This is a genomic window from Acidisarcina polymorpha (assembly GCF_003330725.1).
GTDB lineage: Bacteria > Acidobacteriota > Terriglobia > Terriglobales > Acidobacteriaceae > Acidisarcina > Acidisarcina polymorpha.
The window spans coordinates 5,159,700-5,176,328 of record NZ_CP030840.1; the positions used below are offsets into that span (position 1 = coordinate 5,159,700).

Annotated in this window: 11 protein-coding genes and 1 pseudogene; 5 read left to right on the plus strand and 7 right to left on the minus strand. The window is 54.6% G+C overall.

What is annotated here, in order from left to right; all coding sequences use genetic code 11:
- Positions 1 to 70 precede the first annotated feature (70 nt).
- A complete protein-coding gene (locus ACPOL_RS21905; protein ID WP_275066493.1) occupies positions 71 to 724 on the minus strand; it encodes a TetR/AcrR family transcriptional regulator in 654 nt (217 codons plus the stop codon).
- Positions 725 to 857: 133 nt separating this feature from the next.
- Here ACPOL_RS21905 and ACPOL_RS21910 point away from each other — a divergent pair, with 133 nt between their 5' ends.
- The gene (locus ACPOL_RS21910; RefSeq protein WP_114208939.1) at positions 858 to 1,667 is read left to right on the plus strand and encodes an NADPH-dependent F420 reductase; all 810 of its coding nucleotides are present in this window, start codon (positions 858 to 860) and stop codon (positions 1,665 to 1,667) included.
- A 658-nt stretch (positions 1,668 to 2,325) separates the two neighbouring features.
- On the opposite strand, the gene ACPOL_RS21915 is transcribed toward ACPOL_RS21910, so the two are convergent.
- Positions 2,326 to 5,703 carry a TonB-dependent receptor gene (locus ACPOL_RS21915; protein WP_114208940.1) on the minus strand — a complete coding sequence of 1,126 codons (3,378 nt, stop codon included), beginning with the start codon at positions 5,701 to 5,703 and terminating at the stop codon, positions 2,326 to 2,328.
- Between the two features lie 620 nt (positions 5,704 to 6,323).
- On the opposite strand from ACPOL_RS21915, the gene ACPOL_RS21925 reads away from it, so the two are divergent.
- Positions 6,324 to 7,181 (plus strand): flavin reductase family protein, encoded by an 858-nt coding sequence (locus tag ACPOL_RS21925; protein WP_236656948.1) that lies wholly within the window; start codon positions 6,324 to 6,326, stop codon positions 7,179 to 7,181.
- 35 nt (positions 7,182 to 7,216) lie between these two features.
- Positions 7,217 to 8,290 carry a bifunctional DNA-binding transcriptional regulator/O6-methylguanine-DNA methyltransferase Ada gene (gene ada, locus ACPOL_RS21930; protein WP_236657557.1) on the plus strand — a complete coding sequence of 358 codons (1,074 nt, stop codon included), beginning with the start codon at positions 7,217 to 7,219 and terminating at the stop codon, positions 8,288 to 8,290.
- A 153-nt stretch (positions 8,291 to 8,443) separates the two neighbouring features.
- On the opposite strand, the gene ACPOL_RS21935 is transcribed toward ada, so the two are convergent.
- From ACPOL_RS21935 to ACPOL_RS21950, 5 genes and pseudogenes are all read right to left on the minus strand, one after another.
- Positions 8,444 to 9,016: a hypothetical protein gene (locus ACPOL_RS21935; protein ID WP_114210972.1), complete on the minus strand. Its 573-nt coding sequence runs from the start codon at positions 9,014 to 9,016 to the stop codon at positions 8,444 to 8,446.
- A 79-nt stretch (positions 9,017 to 9,095) separates the two neighbouring features.
- Complete coding sequence (locus ACPOL_RS35020; RefSeq protein WP_236657596.1) at positions 9,096 to 9,446, minus strand: hypothetical protein; 351 nt, start codon at positions 9,444 to 9,446, stop codon at positions 9,096 to 9,098.
- 78 nt (positions 9,447 to 9,524) lie between these two features.
- Positions 9,525 to 9,677 (minus strand): annotated as a pseudogene (locus ACPOL_RS35025) (TetR/AcrR family transcriptional regulator); the annotation flags it as partial.
- A 294-nt stretch (positions 9,678 to 9,971) separates the two neighbouring features.
- Positions 9,972 to 12,359, minus strand: a complete 2,388-nt coding sequence (locus ACPOL_RS21945; RefSeq protein ID WP_150133094.1) for a serine/threonine-protein kinase — start codon at positions 12,357 to 12,359, stop codon at positions 9,972 to 9,974.
- 212 nt (positions 12,360 to 12,571) lie between these two features.
- The gene (locus ACPOL_RS21950; RefSeq protein WP_114208944.1) at positions 12,572 to 13,159 is read right to left on the minus strand and encodes an ECF-type sigma factor; all 588 of its coding nucleotides are present in this window, start codon (positions 13,157 to 13,159) and stop codon (positions 12,572 to 12,574) included.
- Between the two features lie 579 nt (positions 13,160 to 13,738).
- Here ACPOL_RS21950 and ACPOL_RS21955 point away from each other — a divergent pair.
- Together ACPOL_RS21955 and ACPOL_RS21960 are read left to right on the plus strand one after the other, a co-directional pair.
- Positions 13,739 to 14,929, plus strand: a complete 1,191-nt coding sequence (locus ACPOL_RS21955) for a G1 family glutamic endopeptidase (RefSeq protein ID WP_150133095.1) — start codon at positions 13,739 to 13,741, stop codon at positions 14,927 to 14,929.
- Positions 14,930 to 15,286: 357 nt separating this feature from the next.
- A complete protein-coding gene (locus ACPOL_RS21960; RefSeq protein WP_114208946.1) occupies positions 15,287 to 16,108 on the plus strand; it encodes an alpha/beta fold hydrolase in 822 nt (273 codons plus the stop codon).
- Positions 16,109 to 16,629: the final 521 nt, after the last annotated feature.

Sequence of the window (16,629 nt, forward strand, 5' to 3'; positions counted from 1 at the left end):
CGTCCAAAATCGTACGATAAACCCTCGTGCGCAAACCTATCGCCACCCGAAAAGCATGCGCCATCGATCGTTATTTGCAATCTACAGAAAAAAACTTCCACATCTTCCTTGAAGCTGAACGTGCACGGTCGTCGATCACATCCTCCGTTACGGTCAGCAGACCGTGAAGTGCCTCTTCGAAGATCCCCGTGCGCAGCAAGGCTTCATAAAGTGCCGCATCCTTTATCGGATCTCGCCTCGTCCACTTCCGTTTTTGGGCGACACCTTTGAGATAGGCAACCAGGATAGCGGTTCTACCCTTCGCGAAGTTCTTTTGATACTGACGTCCCAGCTCAGGGAAGCGGGCGCTATCCTGCGTCACCACACGGTAGAGGGCCAGCTGTTCTGCTGAAAGCAGATGACCGAGATATGTTCGACCGGCTTCCGTCAAGCCGCTCTGCGTCGCCTGGGCGAACCATGGAAACCGATCTGCAAGTGCCTCGTCGGATGGAAGTTTTTCCGAGAGCAAGTGATCAGTGCAAGCTGAAACCATCACGTGGCTGAAGAGAACTTCCTTATCTTCGAAATGGCTGTAGATCGTCTTGACGGACACTCCTGCCGAGGTTGCGATAGCATCCATCGAAGCGCCAGCGAACCCATGACTGAGAAAATGTTTGTGCGCAGCCCGAACAATCGCACGGTCTTTCTCTGCAACCATGGTTGCTTTAGGCGTACGTTCGACCAAAGTCTCCGTGGATGATCCCATCTCAAGTAGAGAATACAAGATGCTTTCTGAATCTACAACGACCGTTTCCGCATCTCTCTTGCGTAGAGGAAAACGACCGTTGTACGTAGGCCGCAGTCCGACAGGAGAAGGCATGAAGATCGGGGTCATCGGAGCCGGCCACATTGGATCGGTGCTGGCAAAGCAGTTTCGCAGCGCGGGACATACCGTCGTTATCGCAAACTCAAGAGGGCCAGAAACGCTCTCCGATCTGGCCAGGGCGACTGGTGCCACCGCTGTCTATATTCAAGAAGCAGCGGACGGAGTGGATTGCATGGTGGTCACCATCCCGATGAAGAATGTGCCCTCTCTTCCCAGAAATCTGCTGGCTCGCCTGCCCGCAGGCTCGCCGGTGATCGACACGGGTAACTACTACCCACTGCGGGATGGAAGCATCACAGAAATTGATGACGGAATGGTCGAGAGTGAATGGACCAGCCGCATCCTGCGGCATCCAGTGATAAAAGCGTTCAATAACATCACGGCCTATAGCCTCGCGAACAACAAGCGTTTAAAGGGATCATACGACCGCATCGCGCTTCCGGTATCAGGAGACGACGTCCGCTCGAAGCAGGTGGTACTCAACTTAGTGGATCAAATCGGCTTTGATCCCTATGATGCAGGCACACTCGCTGAGTCCTGGCGCTACCAACCTGGCACTCCCGCATACTGCCCCGACCCGACACTCAAACAGCTGCCAAAGCTATTGCAGAAAGCAAACCGAGCCAAAGCGCCAAAGAACCGAGATCAGGCAGCGAAGATGATGGCGAAAGTTCCCAACATCCCCCCGGCGGAACTAGTGCGTCTAGCCCGGCTTTCTGCAGGACTCGATACCTTAAAGCCCAGGACGTGGCTTGCTGTTCTTCGTCTGGGGTTTGCCATGCTTGGCGCCCCGGGTCGCTGACCGTTTGTTGGTCGAGCGACTTCCTGCGTTCGCCATCAAAACGGCTTTTGAGCGATGTGCGGGCGGTAGATTTGGGACGCACAAGCCACTAACCTAAAGCCGGCGGCCGCCAGGCAGAACCACCCTTTGGCACCGGACTGTTGGAACTCGGCGCTACGCAGTTCGACAATTTCAAACGCAGGTTCGATAGCCAGCATCATCGCCCGAGCCGAGTGGCGCGGCGGGGGCGACCTCCCGCGGCGGACCTTCGGTCGACCCGATAAGGCTCAGCTACAGGCCTCCAGGCGCGAGTGCTGCCACAACCTGCGCGGAGAAACGCGCTCTCTCCCCGGATTCCTCGAAGACGGGATGACTCCACGTAAATACATGTACACACGAGGCCAGTTGATCCTTGGCGTACAGTTTCTGACGTTTGGTGTAGCGAACCCCTTGCGGCTCGTGACATCATTGTTGGGGTTTTGGCTACCTACAACGACTTCGAACCAGATGCCGGGAAAGTTCCTGGATTCGCAGAAGTCTGATAAAGCCAAGCATTCAGGCCTTTTCGGTGCAGGAGAGATGATTCGCTCAGCACTTTCGACCAAGATGGAGACAAGCCTGCGTGGTGACAGCCTTGTCTCGCGATCCAGTGGTAGTGGAATTCTTCCTGTTCAACTCCTCAAAACGATAGACGCAGGGCGAATTGCATCACCCTCGGATCCCCGGAAAGGGTAGTGATTGATCCTGCCGCAGAACTGCTGAAGTTGCCGCTCGGCTGTCCGAACTCTGGCGTGTTGGTGACATTGAACACCTCCCAGCGGAACTCGAGATTTGCGACTTCACCCAATGGAAATTCCCGCAGCAGAGAGGCGTCGAAGACGTTTGTTCGAGGTCCGCGCAGGGTGTTTCGTCCGCTGTCGCCTATCTGGCCAGGTGCGGGCAGAGCATACGCGTCGGCCTGATTTGGAGATAGCTTTTGGCATGCCTTGTTCGCCCCGACGAAGAACCAGCATGTCGGATCTTTCACCAGATGCGGTTTACCGATAACGAACGGAACTGCTGTCGCGTAGCCGTAGGGATCCAAGGAATCGGTCAGTGTGCCACCGGCATTTACGGTGAACGGATGCCCGCTGTAATAGGTGTAGACTCCCGAGGTGCGGAAGCCACCGAAGATCCAGGAGAGTGGTCCGCTGTTGAGCATTCTCTGGCCGTGCCCGAAGGGCAAGTCGTACACGTAGTTGACCGACACACGATGCGGAATATCGAAGTCGCTGAGTCCGTACCACGCCGAGTAGTCGCGGCCATTCGGCGCGTCACCGGAGTTTGTTTCTAGTTCTTCCGGCGCGTTATCCAGGCTGCGTGAGTAGGTGTAGGCCGCTCGAAAACTGAGTCCGTTATTAAAGCGGTGATTCAGGCTCGCTTGCAATCCGTTGTAATTTCCGTACCCGATGGCGTTGGTATATTCAATCAGCCCGAAGTTGTTGTACGGGGTGACTGCGGCAGGCTTGCCATTGGCGCCGATCGCCGTAACCACCTGGTTGTGCTCAATCAACGGCTGGTTGTAATTCGACAAGACGTCGAGATGGGTCGACTTGGTGCCGACGTAGTCGACTTCCCCTGTCCAGTTACTTGCAAATGCCCGTTGTACGCCAAAGCTCCATTGCTGGACGCTTGGCGTCGGATCGTGCGGGTTTATGGCCCGGATGTGGTATGCATTCAGCTGATTCAGGTTAATCGTGCTCGGATCCAGAAAGTTCGTCGGGAAGCCAATTTCAGGTGTGATCACAGGAGTGGTGTTGCTCGCCTGGGTCTTGTTAATCAGGTATGGCGGGTTCAGTGCCAGCTGGTCTTCGCTGCCATAGCGCTCGAACAGCGTGTAGTAGAGGCCATAGCCTGCACGCAAAACGGTTTTCTGGTCAGGGGAATAGGAGATGCCGATACGTGGTCCGAAGTCCTTAGTGTTGGTTTGCACTAGGGCTCGCTGTGACAATGAACCGGAACTGCCGAAGTTGAGTGAACCCGCACCCGCGGGATTGAAGTTCGCCACGTTGTTCGCACCCTCGAGTGCAGGCGTCGCAAAGTCATATCGCAGTCCAAGGTTCATCGTAAGCTTTGGCGTGAGCTTCCAATCATCTTGTGCAAAGCCGGAAATCATCCAGAGACGCTGGTCTACGAACAGCACATTTGTCAGCTGATCACTCTGCGTCTGTCCGAGCAGGCCATCCGCATAAGGAAAACCAGTAAAAACGCCAGTGAACGTTAGATCACCGCGGGTGCCTGGCTCGTCCTGGAATATATTCCGCATAGGGGCGTAGACGCTGCCTCCCACCTTGAGTGTGTTTCTGCCAAATATGATTGATACCGTGTCGTTGTATTGCAGCAGCTGCGGGATTTGTTTCTTTGGTAGGTAGTCGGCTGAGCCGAGGAAAGAGTAGTTGGTAAATGTGGTCAGGGGCACGCCGCCCCCAATGCCGGCGCTAGCGGGAATGCCTGGCACAAAATCGCCCGCGGTTTCTGCAAGACTGAATGGTTGCTGTACGGCGTAGCTGTAGTTGCGCACGAAGCCAAGGCGGAAGTCGTTCACCAGGTCCCGGCGAAAGATGTGCGTCCATCCCAGCACAAAGCTATGGGACTTCAGTTGCTGGTTGCCCCACGCCGATGTTGATGTGCCATCGGCAAGGCCGCCGAAGTAGCCGGGAATTTGGCGGGTGCGGTTGGAATAGTTGTAACGGCCAAAGACGATGTTCGACGAGGTAGGATTCCAGTCGATGCGAGCATCGTAGCTGTCGTTGTTGTCGGTCAGCAGAGCATTGCGCTGGTAGTTATTGAGCTCCGGGATCACGCCGCCGGAAGTGACATTCGGTTCCGGAAACAAGGCAATCAGCTTGGCGACGGCTGTATCAATCCGATTGCTGGGGACCTGGTTGTTCACAAATGGCAGTCCGGTGAGAGGGTCGGTAATGGTTGGGTATTTAACCCCAACGCGTTCGCCAGTCGCAGCGCTGAAATCGCCGAGGCGTTCGTTGTCGAGCGGCACGCTTGAAATCCGAGATACGCCCTGCTTGATGCGCGTTCCTTCGTAGTTGAAGAAGTAGAAGAGCTTGTCGGTCTTGATAGGGCCGCCCAGGCTGCCTCCGAACTGGTTCTGATTGTTCTCAGGCTTGCGTAGGCCCTGGCGATCGGAGAAGAAGTCATTCGCGTCGAAGTAGTTGTTGCGCAGATACTCGAAAGCGAGGCCATGCATCTTGTTGGCACCGCTCTTGGTGTTTACTGAGACAACGGCACCCGGGCTGCGGCCGTATTCTGCCGAGTATGGATTGGTGATGACATTGAATTCCTGGATGACGTCGACAGAAGGATGCGAAGCTTCCGAACTCAGTTCCTGCACATTTTCTGAGAAGGTGTTGTTGTCGATGCCGTCGAGCAGAAAGTTGTTCTGTAAGGAATGTATACCGTTCACGTTAAAGTCGCCGGTCCGGCCAGCTGACGTGTTGCCACTCTGCTGCGTGTAGCGGCTAATCTGAACCCCCGGGACGGTGCGTAGCAAATCATCCCAATTGCGAAGATAGAGCGGCGTTTGCTCAATCGTTTGTGCGCTCACGACCGTACCGATCGAGGCATCATCCGGTGAGAGCGCGGTGTCTGTGCTCTTAACCTCTACTGTCTGTTCCGCGGTTCCTACAGGCAGGGTCACATCGCGGCGCCCCTTTTCCCCAACGCTCAGCTCAACATCCTCATTCACCTGGTCGAAGCCTGGAGCGTTCACTGCGAAGCGGTAATGCCCAATGGGAAGGTTCTGCAGGGAAAAAGAACCGCTGCTGTCGGTATCGATGTCTCGTGCATAGCCGTTCTCGGCGTTCTCTACGTGAACGTGGGCCCCTGATACTGCAGATCCCGACGGGTCTGTGATAAGGCCTGATAGGTTTGCGGTGTTTACCTGCCCTGATGCAGAGAGGGCTGCGACGAAGAAGAGGGCGAGGAGTAGGCGGCCGACATGGGACCTAGAAAGTGGTTTGCTAGAACAAGCACAGACGGCAGCAAGGCTGGCTGGGGGCACTGGAACTCCTGAGAAGTATTGGTTTGTTTCTACTTACAGGCTGTCTCAGGTGGGCTAGAGGATCAAGGCTTACATCGTCCTGATTGTGAAAGGTCACGCTGGTAATCTGGTCATCTTGTTCATTATGGAGGCTTTGTCAGCGTTGTTAAATTATAGTAAACGTGCTGAACCGGAAGCGGGCGGGCCTGAGAACGCCGGAGCAAGGAAGCAGCGGACAAAAAAGACACGGCGCCGGTGAGATTGCCTTCTATTTTTCTCGTTTCCGGCGGACTTCGCTACAGATGCAGCCCTCCGATGAACTCCGTTCGTGCCTCACGGGGTACGATAATCCTCCGCGCTTCACCACCCAACCGGCAAGCTCCGGGTCGAATTTTACCCCCAAAAGTGGTGACTCGTTGCACCTTCCACGATGATCTCAAACAGATCGATATTCCAGTGCTGGTGATGCATGGGGAGGACGATCAGATTTGCCCGTTCCCGATGACAGGGGCCCGGTCGGTCAAGCTGCACAAGCAGGGAAGTCTTAAATCCTGCCCGGGCCTCCCATCCCCGGCTTGATCTGTTGTGGTCAATACGTGCTTCGGAATCCCTCCGATGGGGAGGTCGCAAAGTGTGTAGGAATGAACAGCGTTGTTGACCAGACTGTCGCCCCTCTGGGAGAATGCGGCACGATTAGCGGTGGGGCCGGGCTTCCGAATCCTCGAACCCAGGGCTGCTGCGGGTCGCTCCGCCGGGCGCCGGAGGCATCCCCATGCAGTAAGCTCATCAAATTAGGGCGCAAGAAACGGATATCCCAATCGGTTCGTCTGCCGCAGACTCAATACATGAACATTCCCGTTGAACCATCCATTCTTTACTTCGGCGCTCCGGTAGTGCTTATCAGCACCCTGAACGAGGACGCGACTCTCAATGTTGCTCCCATGTCCTCGGCTTGGTGGCTGGGCTGGAATTGCATGCTAGGTCTCGGGGCCACGGGGCACACCGCTCACAATCTCCAGAGAGAGAAAGAGTGTGTCCTTAATCTTCCGTCGGTCGCGCAGGTCGAAGCTGTGAACAGGCTTGCGAGAACCACCGGCTCTAAGCCGGTCCCGCCGCACAAAGTGGCAATGGGTTACAGACACGAAAAAGACAAGATCGGTATTGCTAATCTGTCGACGGAGCCCTCGGCACTGGTTCGACCAGACCGGCTGGCCGAGTGTCCCGTACAACTGGAAGCCGTCCTTGAAACGTCACGGCCCTTCGGGAGTCGGCCCGATAAAGACACCACCGCCATCGCGTTCGAGGTCAGAGTAGTTCGAGCTCATGTCAACCCCAGTATCTTGCTCGATGGTCACGAAAATCGAGTCGATCCGAACAAATGGCGACCGCTCATGATGAGTTTCTGCAGGTTCTACGGATTGGGCGAAGAAGTCTTCCCCTCGACACTCGCCGAGATCCCCGAGTCTTTCTACCGCCCTGTCGCACACATGGCACGGTAGTGGACGAGATACAGAAAGACTGAGAGCTAATCATGATGAACGAAAGCAAGTGCTGGCAATCAGTGATAGACAAAGACCAGACGAAGGATGGCAAGTTTTTCTACGGCGTCATGACTACAAAGGTTTTTTGCCGCCCTGGATGTCCCTCGCGTGCACCTTTGCGAAAGAACGTACGTTTCTATGAAACTGCGGAAAGAGCTCAGGCTGACGGTCTAAGACCCTGCATGCGTTGCAAACCGCTTGAAGTAAACCGCCTAACTGACCAAGATAGGTTCTCCGAGATCCGACGTTATATCCAGCGTAACCTGGATAGCCGCGAACTCTTGAAACTGGAGATGCTCAGCCGGAACTTCGGCCTTAGCCCTTTTCATTTCCAACGTACTTTCAAGAGCGTTGTCGGATTGACGCCTAAACAATACATCCAGGAGCTGCGCATGCAAACATTTAAGGAAGAGTTGAGAGATGGCGCCTCCATCTCGGGAGCGGTATACGGCGCTGGATTTGGTTCAAGCAGCAGGGTGTACGAGCGCTTGGACACCCAATTGGGAATGACACCCAAGGAATACCGATCAGGTGGCGACGGAGTTGCAATCTCGTTTGCCACATTTGGCACTCCTCTTGGTCTGATGATGCTCGGGGCGACGGACCGCGGATTATGCTTCCTGGAATTTGGAACTTCCGCGGCTGATCTCAGCGAGTCCCTCCGGCAGGAATATCCGAGAGCTACCATCAAAGCCATGTTGAAGCCCTATTCCACTCAATTTATTGCCTGGGTGGAAGCTCTGTCTGGATATCTGGAAGGAGAGAAAGCTATCGGCGCGATGCCGATAGCACTTCACGGAACAGCGTTTCAGGTAAAGGTCTGGAGATATCTCCAGACGATCCCTAGCGGAAGCGTTCAGTCCTACTCCGAAGTCGCCGAGGCAATAGGAAAGCCAAAGGCGGCGCGAGCAGTCGCATCAGCCTGCGCAGCCAATCGCATTGCGCTCGTCGTTCCGTGCCATCGCGTCATCCGTGGCGATGGGTCTCTTGGCGGATACCGGTGGGGTCTTGAACGGAAACGAGCCTTGCTTGATGCCGAACGTCAGGCACTTGCTACAGCCCATTAGTAACCGGCCCACTACTCGAGCGCTCAGGTCGAAGCATCTCAACACAAACAGGGGCTGCCCTATTGCCTTTCTGTGCCTGCTCCGCTAGTGATGCCTAGTGCGAGGCAATCGTTGAATCAAACGATTCATACAAAGAGGATAAACGGTAGCGTCTCAATTCGCGTCTATGGTTGAAGGCTTCGAAAGTTTGCGCGTGAGCAGAATCCCGCCGATGAGAAAGTAAATCGCTCCGAACATGGCGTAACCTCCAACATCCTTGATGTGAAGCTTGTCAAAGAGCCCGCCCAGGAAGTACGCAACCCCGGCAATCATCGACTGTGCGCCGCTAAGGATCATCGCCCACTGGCCGCCTCTGAGCAGTCTCCGCCGAATCAGGCCAAGGATATGTTGCAGCAAACCAGCGCCAAAGGCCCAGACGCCGAAGACCGCGACTGAATAGACTGGCTGATGAAATACCGTTAGTCCTATACCGATCGCGGCCCCCACTCCCAGCAGCGCGTTGATGATCTGCGAGCTGCGTGCGCTACCTGATCTGCTCGACGTATTGAGGTCGTAAACGGTACAGGCAACGTCCCACAGCGGGTAGAGGAAGAAGAGTATGGCGGCGACTTTGGGCTGCTTGATCGCGGTTGTAAAGACGCTTGCTGCCCAAACTGCCTGGAAGACGGTACGGACGAAGTAGAGATTGCGTAAAGAACGTGCGGAATCAGGTAATATCGCTTCCATGTTTTTTGTCTCACTATCTTCTAGTTGGTAGGTAGATATGTTGTAGAAGGCATCACGCAAACGAGCCTCCAAGGCTGGCTTAATGCTTTGCTGGGGAAATCCGGTTCAGCTCCGCTTGTGACAGCGAACGAAAGACATCACAATTGCTCGTCACGCGTGCGGAAAGCATCGCGCCATGCAGCACAGCAATTAGCATTTGGGCCTCCGCTGCAATAGTACCCTGAAGAGATATGGTCCTTGCTTTTACTCCGGCTTTCAGGGTTCGCTCAAACCATTGGGTGAGCATCGAGAAATGCAGACGAACCTCGACTTGAACTTCCTCCGGAAGGGAGGGCATCTCGGCACCCAGCAGTGCGCCGATACAGAACGAGAGAGTTCGGCCCGCGATGCATCCCTCCCAAAATTTGAAATAGTTCTTGATGCGCGCCAAAGGGTTCTCGATCTGATCATCGATCGTTTTCATCCCCTCTGAAATCCTCGCACGATGGCGCCTTAGGACAGCGACAACGAGCCCGGCCTTCGTTGGGAAATGATGGTGAATGCTAGCCTTTCGGATTTTAACGGTCTCAGCAATATCGGCGTAGCTGAAGGCCGAATACCCTCGATCGACGAGGAGGGCGTTAGCTGCGTCGAGAATCCGTTCTGCTGTTTCACCGTGCATGCATACTAAGACTACTAACTAGTAGGGTTGGTTGCAAGTTTTTTCGCTGGCGAATGACGGACTGCGTGGATGCTTTTCCATATCTGGTGTTGCTGCAAAGTTGAAACGTCGCCAGGCTTGCAAAGCTAAAGTGTCAGTTTGCTCCCAGTGGTCGCCGACGGTTGAAACGTGTCGACTCGCTCTTCTTGGCAATTTCCAAGGGCAGTGGAAAGCGTGGGACAGTTGTATAGTTCATACTTCCCTAAGTATCCCTATCGGGCGGTACCGCCGAATCAACCGCGCCAAGTTCCTCTTTTACTGCAATTCCCTAAATATTGCTTGATACCTGGGATCCGTCCGCAGAGACTCCAGGTCATCGTCTGCAGCCAGTTGTTGTCTGTTGGAAAAACCGTGATCGATAGCCTGCTTCAAACGGTCAACCGCTTCATCAGAATGACCCAGGATAGCCATGCCTTCAGCATAGGCGTAGAAGACGTTCGCCAAAGTATTGCCTTCTGTCTTGGATGAAGTCGCGACAGCTCTCTTGAAGAGTGCTTCTGATTCGCCCGATCGCATTTCATGAGCAAGAATCAAAGCAAGGTTGACAGTGTTGTCTATGGATTGCACGGAAGCAGCACCAAGGGTTTGCAGAGATGCATCCAGAGCGTCGCGAGAAACAGACTCGGCTTCGGCAAATTTCTTTTCCATGCTAAGTGTGATCGCGAGAGTAGTCATCATTTCTATCGTGTGTGCGGCCTTCGGTCCTGCGGTTTTTCGCAGATGCTCCACCACTTCGCGCTGGATTGGCTCGGCCTCGGTTAAACGACCTTGTTCCTGTAAGGCGTCCCCGATATCTCCAAGCTCGAGCAAGGTATGCTCATTATCGGGTCCATACAAGTGTGTTGAAATACGAAGTCCCTCTCGGTCGAGCTTTTCTGCCTCTTCCGGATGCCCCTCATTGATTACTATAAGGGCGAGCTCCTCGATTGAAGAAAGAGTTACCGCATCGTAGGGTCCGAGCACCCGCTGGTTGATGGCCAAAGAATCGCGGGCTATGTTCTCAGCTTCTACGTATCGGCCCTGGTTCCTCAGATTGTCGGTGAGCCGATTGTTACTAAACAGGAGTGCGCGGTTCTCGGGTCCGAGAATTCTGCGCTGAGCAACTAGCACTTTGCGCAGCAAGCCTTCGGCCTCGGCATATCGACCCTCTCTCGTGAGCGTGTCGGCCAGAGTATCAAGTGTGACCATGGTGGCTTCGTTGTCTGATCCTACAATTCGCTGCTGCTCGGCAAGAGTTTGCCGTAGTAGCTTTTCAGATTCAGGATACCTATCCAGACCTCCATAGGCGGCGCCAAGCATGCTCATTGTTTGCAGAGTCTCTGGATCCGCGTTGCCAAGCAATTTTGTCTGAACACCAACAGCACGTTCGAGGAGAGCGACGCTCTGGGGATAGAGCCCTAAATTCTTGTAGCTCGATCCCATCGTTCGCATAAGTCTCGCTTGTACCTGCGGATCCTTACTGAGCCCTGCTTCAATGCCCGACGAAGCTTTGTCCAGCAGCTCGCGAGCAGTGATGGTATCGCCGTGAGACACGCTGGGATCGGATATTTTAAACATATCGGTCATGAATTCAGTCACATGTCGCGAAGTTTCCGCTTCCCGGTTCGCACGGTTTCGCTCAAGTGTCATCGCTATCGTGAATCCGCTTAGCGCCAGAAGCATGGCAGCTCCTGCGGAGGCAGCCGCCTTGTTTCGTTGAATAAATTTGGCGACCCGATAACTCCAGGAGGGCGCTATGGCCTTGACCGGATAACCGTGAAAATAAGCATCGATATCCGCGGCAAATGAAGCAACCGAGGCATATCGGCGAGAGGGCTCCTTGCTTAATGCCGCGAGAACGATGTTGTCCAGATCGCCCCGAAGTGTATGATGTGCGTCTGCAGCCGCACCATGTGGCGGTGCCGCTTTGCTCCGGCGGACAATCTCGCTTGGCGGCGCTGGCGCCTGCTCGCAGATCACCATTGCCGCTTCAAGCGGCGACGTTGTAATGAGTTGCAAGGGTAGACATCCAGTCAGCAACTTGTACAAGAGCACACCGAGCGCATAGACGTCCGTAGCTGTGGTCACCGGCTCACAACGCATTTGTTCCGGGCTCGCGTATTCCGGTGTCATCATCCGGTCCACCGTTTGCGCTTGCATCCCTAAATTCGGCTCAAGCAGTTTTGCGATGCCAAAGTCGAGAAGCTTTGGGAGACCTTCTGCATTGACGAGGATATTGGCAGGCTTGATGTCGCGATGCACCACCAGATGCTTATGCGCATACTCTACCGCCGAGCAAACTGAGCAGAAGATCCTTAATCGCCCTGCCGTGTCCAACTGCTTATGCTGGCAAAATATATCAATTGGGATCCCTTCAACATACTCCATGACCAGGAATGGGATGCCAGTTGTAGTAATGCCGCCGTCCAGAAGTTTCCCGATGTTGGGATGATTGAGGTTGGCGAGTATCTGCCGCTCACTGCGAAAGCGTGAGAGCATGCCAGGGTCGCCTGCAAGAGGGATTCTTGCCAGCTTGATCGCGACGTTCTGTTCATAGAGATCATCGGCGCGCGATGCAAGATAAACCGTGCCCATCCCGCCTGTGCCTATCAGCCGCAGTATTTCATAAGCACCAAAGCGTTGGCCTATGACAACATTCGGCATCTCAAGAGACTCTGCAGTATTAGCAATCGATCTTTCCAAGAACCCATCTGTCTTAGTAATTGCCGCCAGAAGAGACTCGGCCTGCCGCTTGAGCTCAGAATTGGAGCCACAGGCTTGATCTATAAACCCTTGCCGATCTTGCGGATCCAATTCGAGGACCGCATAGAAGAGATTCTCAAGCTGTTGCCAAGCGATTTGTAGCGTGTCAGGAGTCAATCATCTGCCTCCGCTGACCCTCTATTTCTCGACAAGTCTTGATAGAGCCAAGCCTTCGCCATCTTCAGTTCGCAATGGATGGTCGATTCTGATGTTTTCAGCGCCAACGCCGTTTCTTCATAGGTGAGACCTCCAAAATAGATCATTTCGACAATGTCGCTCTTACGTTGGTCTCGGATGGCCAACAGATTCAGCGAATCATCCAGCGCGACCAAGCCCGCATCAACCTGCGGACCTACAAAAAGCCCATCATCGAAAACTAACTTGTCGGGCCGCTTGCCTCGTTTCTCGCAGTTTAACGAACGGGCATGATCGACGAGAATGCGCCGCATCAATCTGGCTGCCATCGCATAAAACTGAATGCGGTCCCGCAACTCCAAGTCCGAATCTACGAGGCGTAGATAGGCCTCGTGTACCAGAGCTGTAGCCCTGAGAGTATGATCTGGGCGCTCGCCGCGCATGCAGCCCGAAGCAAGTCTGTGGAGGTGGACGTAGACGACCGGGATAAGTTCATCAAGAGCTTTCTGATCGCCGCTGCTCCACCTCCGCAACAGCCGGGTGACCGATTCATTCTCTTGCAGCATCGCACGCACCCTTGTCAGTCATTTGGGGAGTCTAGTCCACGGACTATTGCGTTTTCTCCTTCGATATCGACCCGGTCCCCTTTGCCGCTTGCGATCTTTTCAGGGGAATTTCTAATTCGGCAGATCCCGGATCCTATCGTCCCAATAGTCACCCCAAGAAAAAGATAGTCCCGCGTGAAGGAATTGTCTCAGAAATTACGCCTTGGATAGTACAGGAAATCGAATACATGGCACAGCAAGACCCAAGGAACGGTTAAGGAGACAAGACGAACGCAAATTCCTTGGGGCTTCCTGTTTAGCCTGCGCTTAACCTCCCACCAACCACACCTTTGTATCAACCATAAGGAGAATCACTAACCAAAGTTTGCTGCGGCTTCTTGGAACCTGATCGTGAGTGCTCGCGGCAGCCATTGTGCAAGAGGCAAGTTCGGAGAGCCGATGATCTCCGGGATGCATTGTTGGGAACCCGACAAGGCTCGGGAGAACCACTCCCGCACTGTGATAACTCGTTGGTCGTTCGTTCTGCATCAAGACCCCGAGTACGAGTAGCCCAACCCAGTCCATCAAAGGAGAGATGTTATGTCTATAAACATGTCGCACGTTCGTTTCGCAGCTTTCGCGGGCCTGGTAGCAGCCTCCGCTTCGTTATTTGCGGAAGATGCCGCATCAGCAAAACGGGAGCTCAGCCTCAACTACGCCAATGTTGAAACCAACCTTTCCACGATCCGCACTTTCGCCGAGGCACCGAAGACTTTCGACGCGCTAAATGCCGCCGATGAGGACCTAGCACGATTTGGGTTTCCAGCGCGGCCAGATCCGCTAGCTGAGCCGGAACACTACGCCATGTGGACGCGCGCCATGCAGGCTGCGAAGATTCGCTGGCGCGGGAAGCTGAAAACGATTCAGGCAGAAAAGCGCCCCAGCGACAGTCCGCTCTCTTCAGAGCGGATGGAGTCGTCAGTACCCGCTGCGTCAGTCCCTGCGACCTCAACGTCTTATGACTGGTCAGGTGTGGTGCTTACCAAGAATCTCAGTGCTTACAACCGGTCCCAGTCATTTAGCGACATCTACTCGCTCATGACTGTTCAGGTGGGTCAATTGCCCTTCGGAGCCGAATGTAATCCAAACGTAAGCGAGGTGGAATTCGACCAATACACCTGGGTCGGGCTGAATGGATACGTCAAAAACGCGGCTATTCAACCAGGGTCATCTCGCGGTGCGCTTTGGGGAGGAGTGTGGACGCAGGTGCAGTGCAACCCTTACGTTCCGCTCCCCGCAACCTATCACGCAATGATTGGTTGGACTCCAGGCCTCAATATCATGGCATTCAATGTGAATCCTGGGGACATGGTGTATGCCGAAGTCGGCGCGCCTGTCGGAGGAACTCAGCCAAGCTACCTGTTCATCGAAGACTTGACTACGTTGACCTACACTGCCTATTCGGTCAGTGTTCCCGCGGGTTTGACCTACGTAGGCGATACTGCGGAGTGGATCGTTTCGCGGCCTTGCTGCCGGGCAAGCGGATATCCTCTTGCGCTGCTCAATACGGGCGAGACTTTCTTCGACGGCGGAGCAGCGTTGGATTATGCCGGCCATACTCTCTACCCGGGTTCCCAGGCCGCATCGACGCAGCTACTTACCATGCGCGATGACTATAATGACCAAAGCATTGAACTCGTAAATCAAGGCGCGACCGGCTATGAGGGAAACCATGGTGTGATGTTGCAAACGACTGGCTGTGCCTGGTCCGGTCCCTGCCCCGTGAGATGATCTGACGCTGCTAGAGGACACATAGACACCAACCGGAGCAGAGGGGTGCCTCAAGAGCGCTTCCTCTGCTTCGTTATAGGGCCAGCGCGAACAAGCCCCTTGATCGAAACCAAGACCCAGGCCTCTTGATGGACTCCCTTTGTGGCTCGCAGAAGGTACGATTTATCTTCCGCGCTTGACCAACCCAACCGGCGAAGCTCCGCGTCGAATTTTCCCCCCAAAAGTGGTGACTCGTTGCACCTCTAATTGGATGTGTGTTCACCCTACAATCGGGGTTGTTTAGGATGCGCCGAGCAATGACAATCTGGAATGCACAAACGTGAGCGGTAAACATTTCATTTCAGAGGAAATACCAACATGAGCAGTATCACAGTGAAGGACGGGACAGAAATCTACTATAAGGATTGGGGCACCGGGCAGCCTCTGTTCTTTCATCATGGTTGGCCACTCAGCGCTGATGACTGGGACAGCCAGATGATGTTCTTCCTCGAGCACGGCTTTCGCGTCATCGCTCACGACCGGCGCGGACACGGACGATCCTCGCAGACGTTCCTTGGACATGACATGGACACCTATGCCGCCGACGTCGCTGAGCTGGTCGAGATACTTGACCTCAAGAACTCCATCCATATCGGGCATTCCACGGGGGGTGGAGAGGTGACACGCTATGTTGCGCGCCACGGAGGAACTCGCGTGGTCAAGGCGGTTCTCATCAGTTCCATCCCCCCGATCTTCATGCAGACGGCAACAAATCCCGACGGAGTTCCCAAAGAAGTCGTTGACGGGCTCCGCAATGGAACGGCATACAACCGAGCTCAGTTTTATGAGGACATCACGATACCCTTTTATGGCTTCAACCGGCCGGGAGCAAAAGTCTCTGAGGGTATTCGTCAGAACTGGTGGCGACAGGGCATGATGGGCGCCGCCACCGCCCATTATCAGTGCATCAAGGTTCTCTCCGAGACCGACTTCCACGATGATCTCAAACTGATCGATATTCCGGTGCTGGTGATGCATGGGGAGGACGATCAGATCTGCCCGTTCCCGACGACAGGGGCGCGGTCGGTCAAGCTGCTCAAGCAAGGAACGCTTAAGTCCTACCCGGGCCTCCCGCACGGCATGCCCGCCACGCATGCAGATCAGATCAACGCTGACCTGCTGGAATTCATCAGAGCCTGAGTTGGTACCCTTTGCCTGTTCGTCGCTCGCAGGTAAGGTGCTTCGCAGGCACCTGTCAAGCAGATCTCCTGGTTCAGAGATCGCCGTCCGTTGAATCGCTCACCCGCTTATCCACAACGCCAGGAATACCGGAATTTGATATTGCTGGTTTCCTGGTTACTTTAACCGCACCATCAAAAGGTTCAGCGTGCCGATAACGTTTATGTCGATGAATGCCTGCAGCCCGGGATCGGAAGACGTCCGGCTTATGGAGCGCGTCCGCATCGATCACCGCCTTGATCCCGCCGCAGAGACCTGATCGACTTTCGCGCAATCGGAAACCGATCCAAGGACATCAATGTCCGCGCCTGGCGCGATAGAAATCCAGTGACGGTTTGGCCCATGTTCCGCAGACTTGGGAGAGAAAGCGCCCGAGCTATCCGGATAAGCCTGTGAGCAGTACATGCACGCAGCCATGATAAACAGGGAATGTCTCTGCGACGGCGTGCCCGTCGCTCGATTTGACTTACAACGGATTTAAA

Bases quoted from the DNA above. Each gene is read 5' to 3' on its own strand.
- ACPOL_RS21955 (WP_150133095.1), top strand. From the start codon at position 13,739: ATGTCTATAAACATGTCGCACGTTCGTTTCGCAGCTTTCGCGGGCCTG.
- ACPOL_RS21950 (WP_114208944.1), bottom strand. From the start codon at position 13,159: ATGCTGCAAGAGAATGAATCGGTCACCCGGCTGTTGCGGAGGTGGAGC.
- ACPOL_RS21925 (WP_236656948.1), top strand. From the start codon at position 6,324: ATGAACAGCGTTGTTGACCAGACTGTCGCCCCTCTGGGAGAATGCGGC.
- ACPOL_RS21945 (WP_150133094.1), bottom strand. From the start codon at position 12,359: ATGCCGAATGTTGTCATAGGCCAACGCTTTGGTGCTTATGAAATACTG.
- ACPOL_RS21935 (WP_114210972.1), bottom strand. From the start codon at position 9,016: ATGGAAGCGATATTACCTGATTCCGCACGTTCTTTACGCAATCTCTAC.
- ada (WP_236657557.1), top strand. From the start codon at position 7,217: ATGAACGAAAGCAAGTGCTGGCAATCAGTGATAGACAAAGACCAGACG.
- ACPOL_RS21960 (WP_114208946.1), top strand. From the start codon at position 15,287: ATGAGCAGTATCACAGTGAAGGACGGGACAGAAATCTACTATAAGGAT.
- ACPOL_RS21910 (WP_114208939.1), top strand. From the start codon at position 858: ATGAAGATCGGGGTCATCGGAGCCGGCCACATTGGATCGGTGCTGGCA.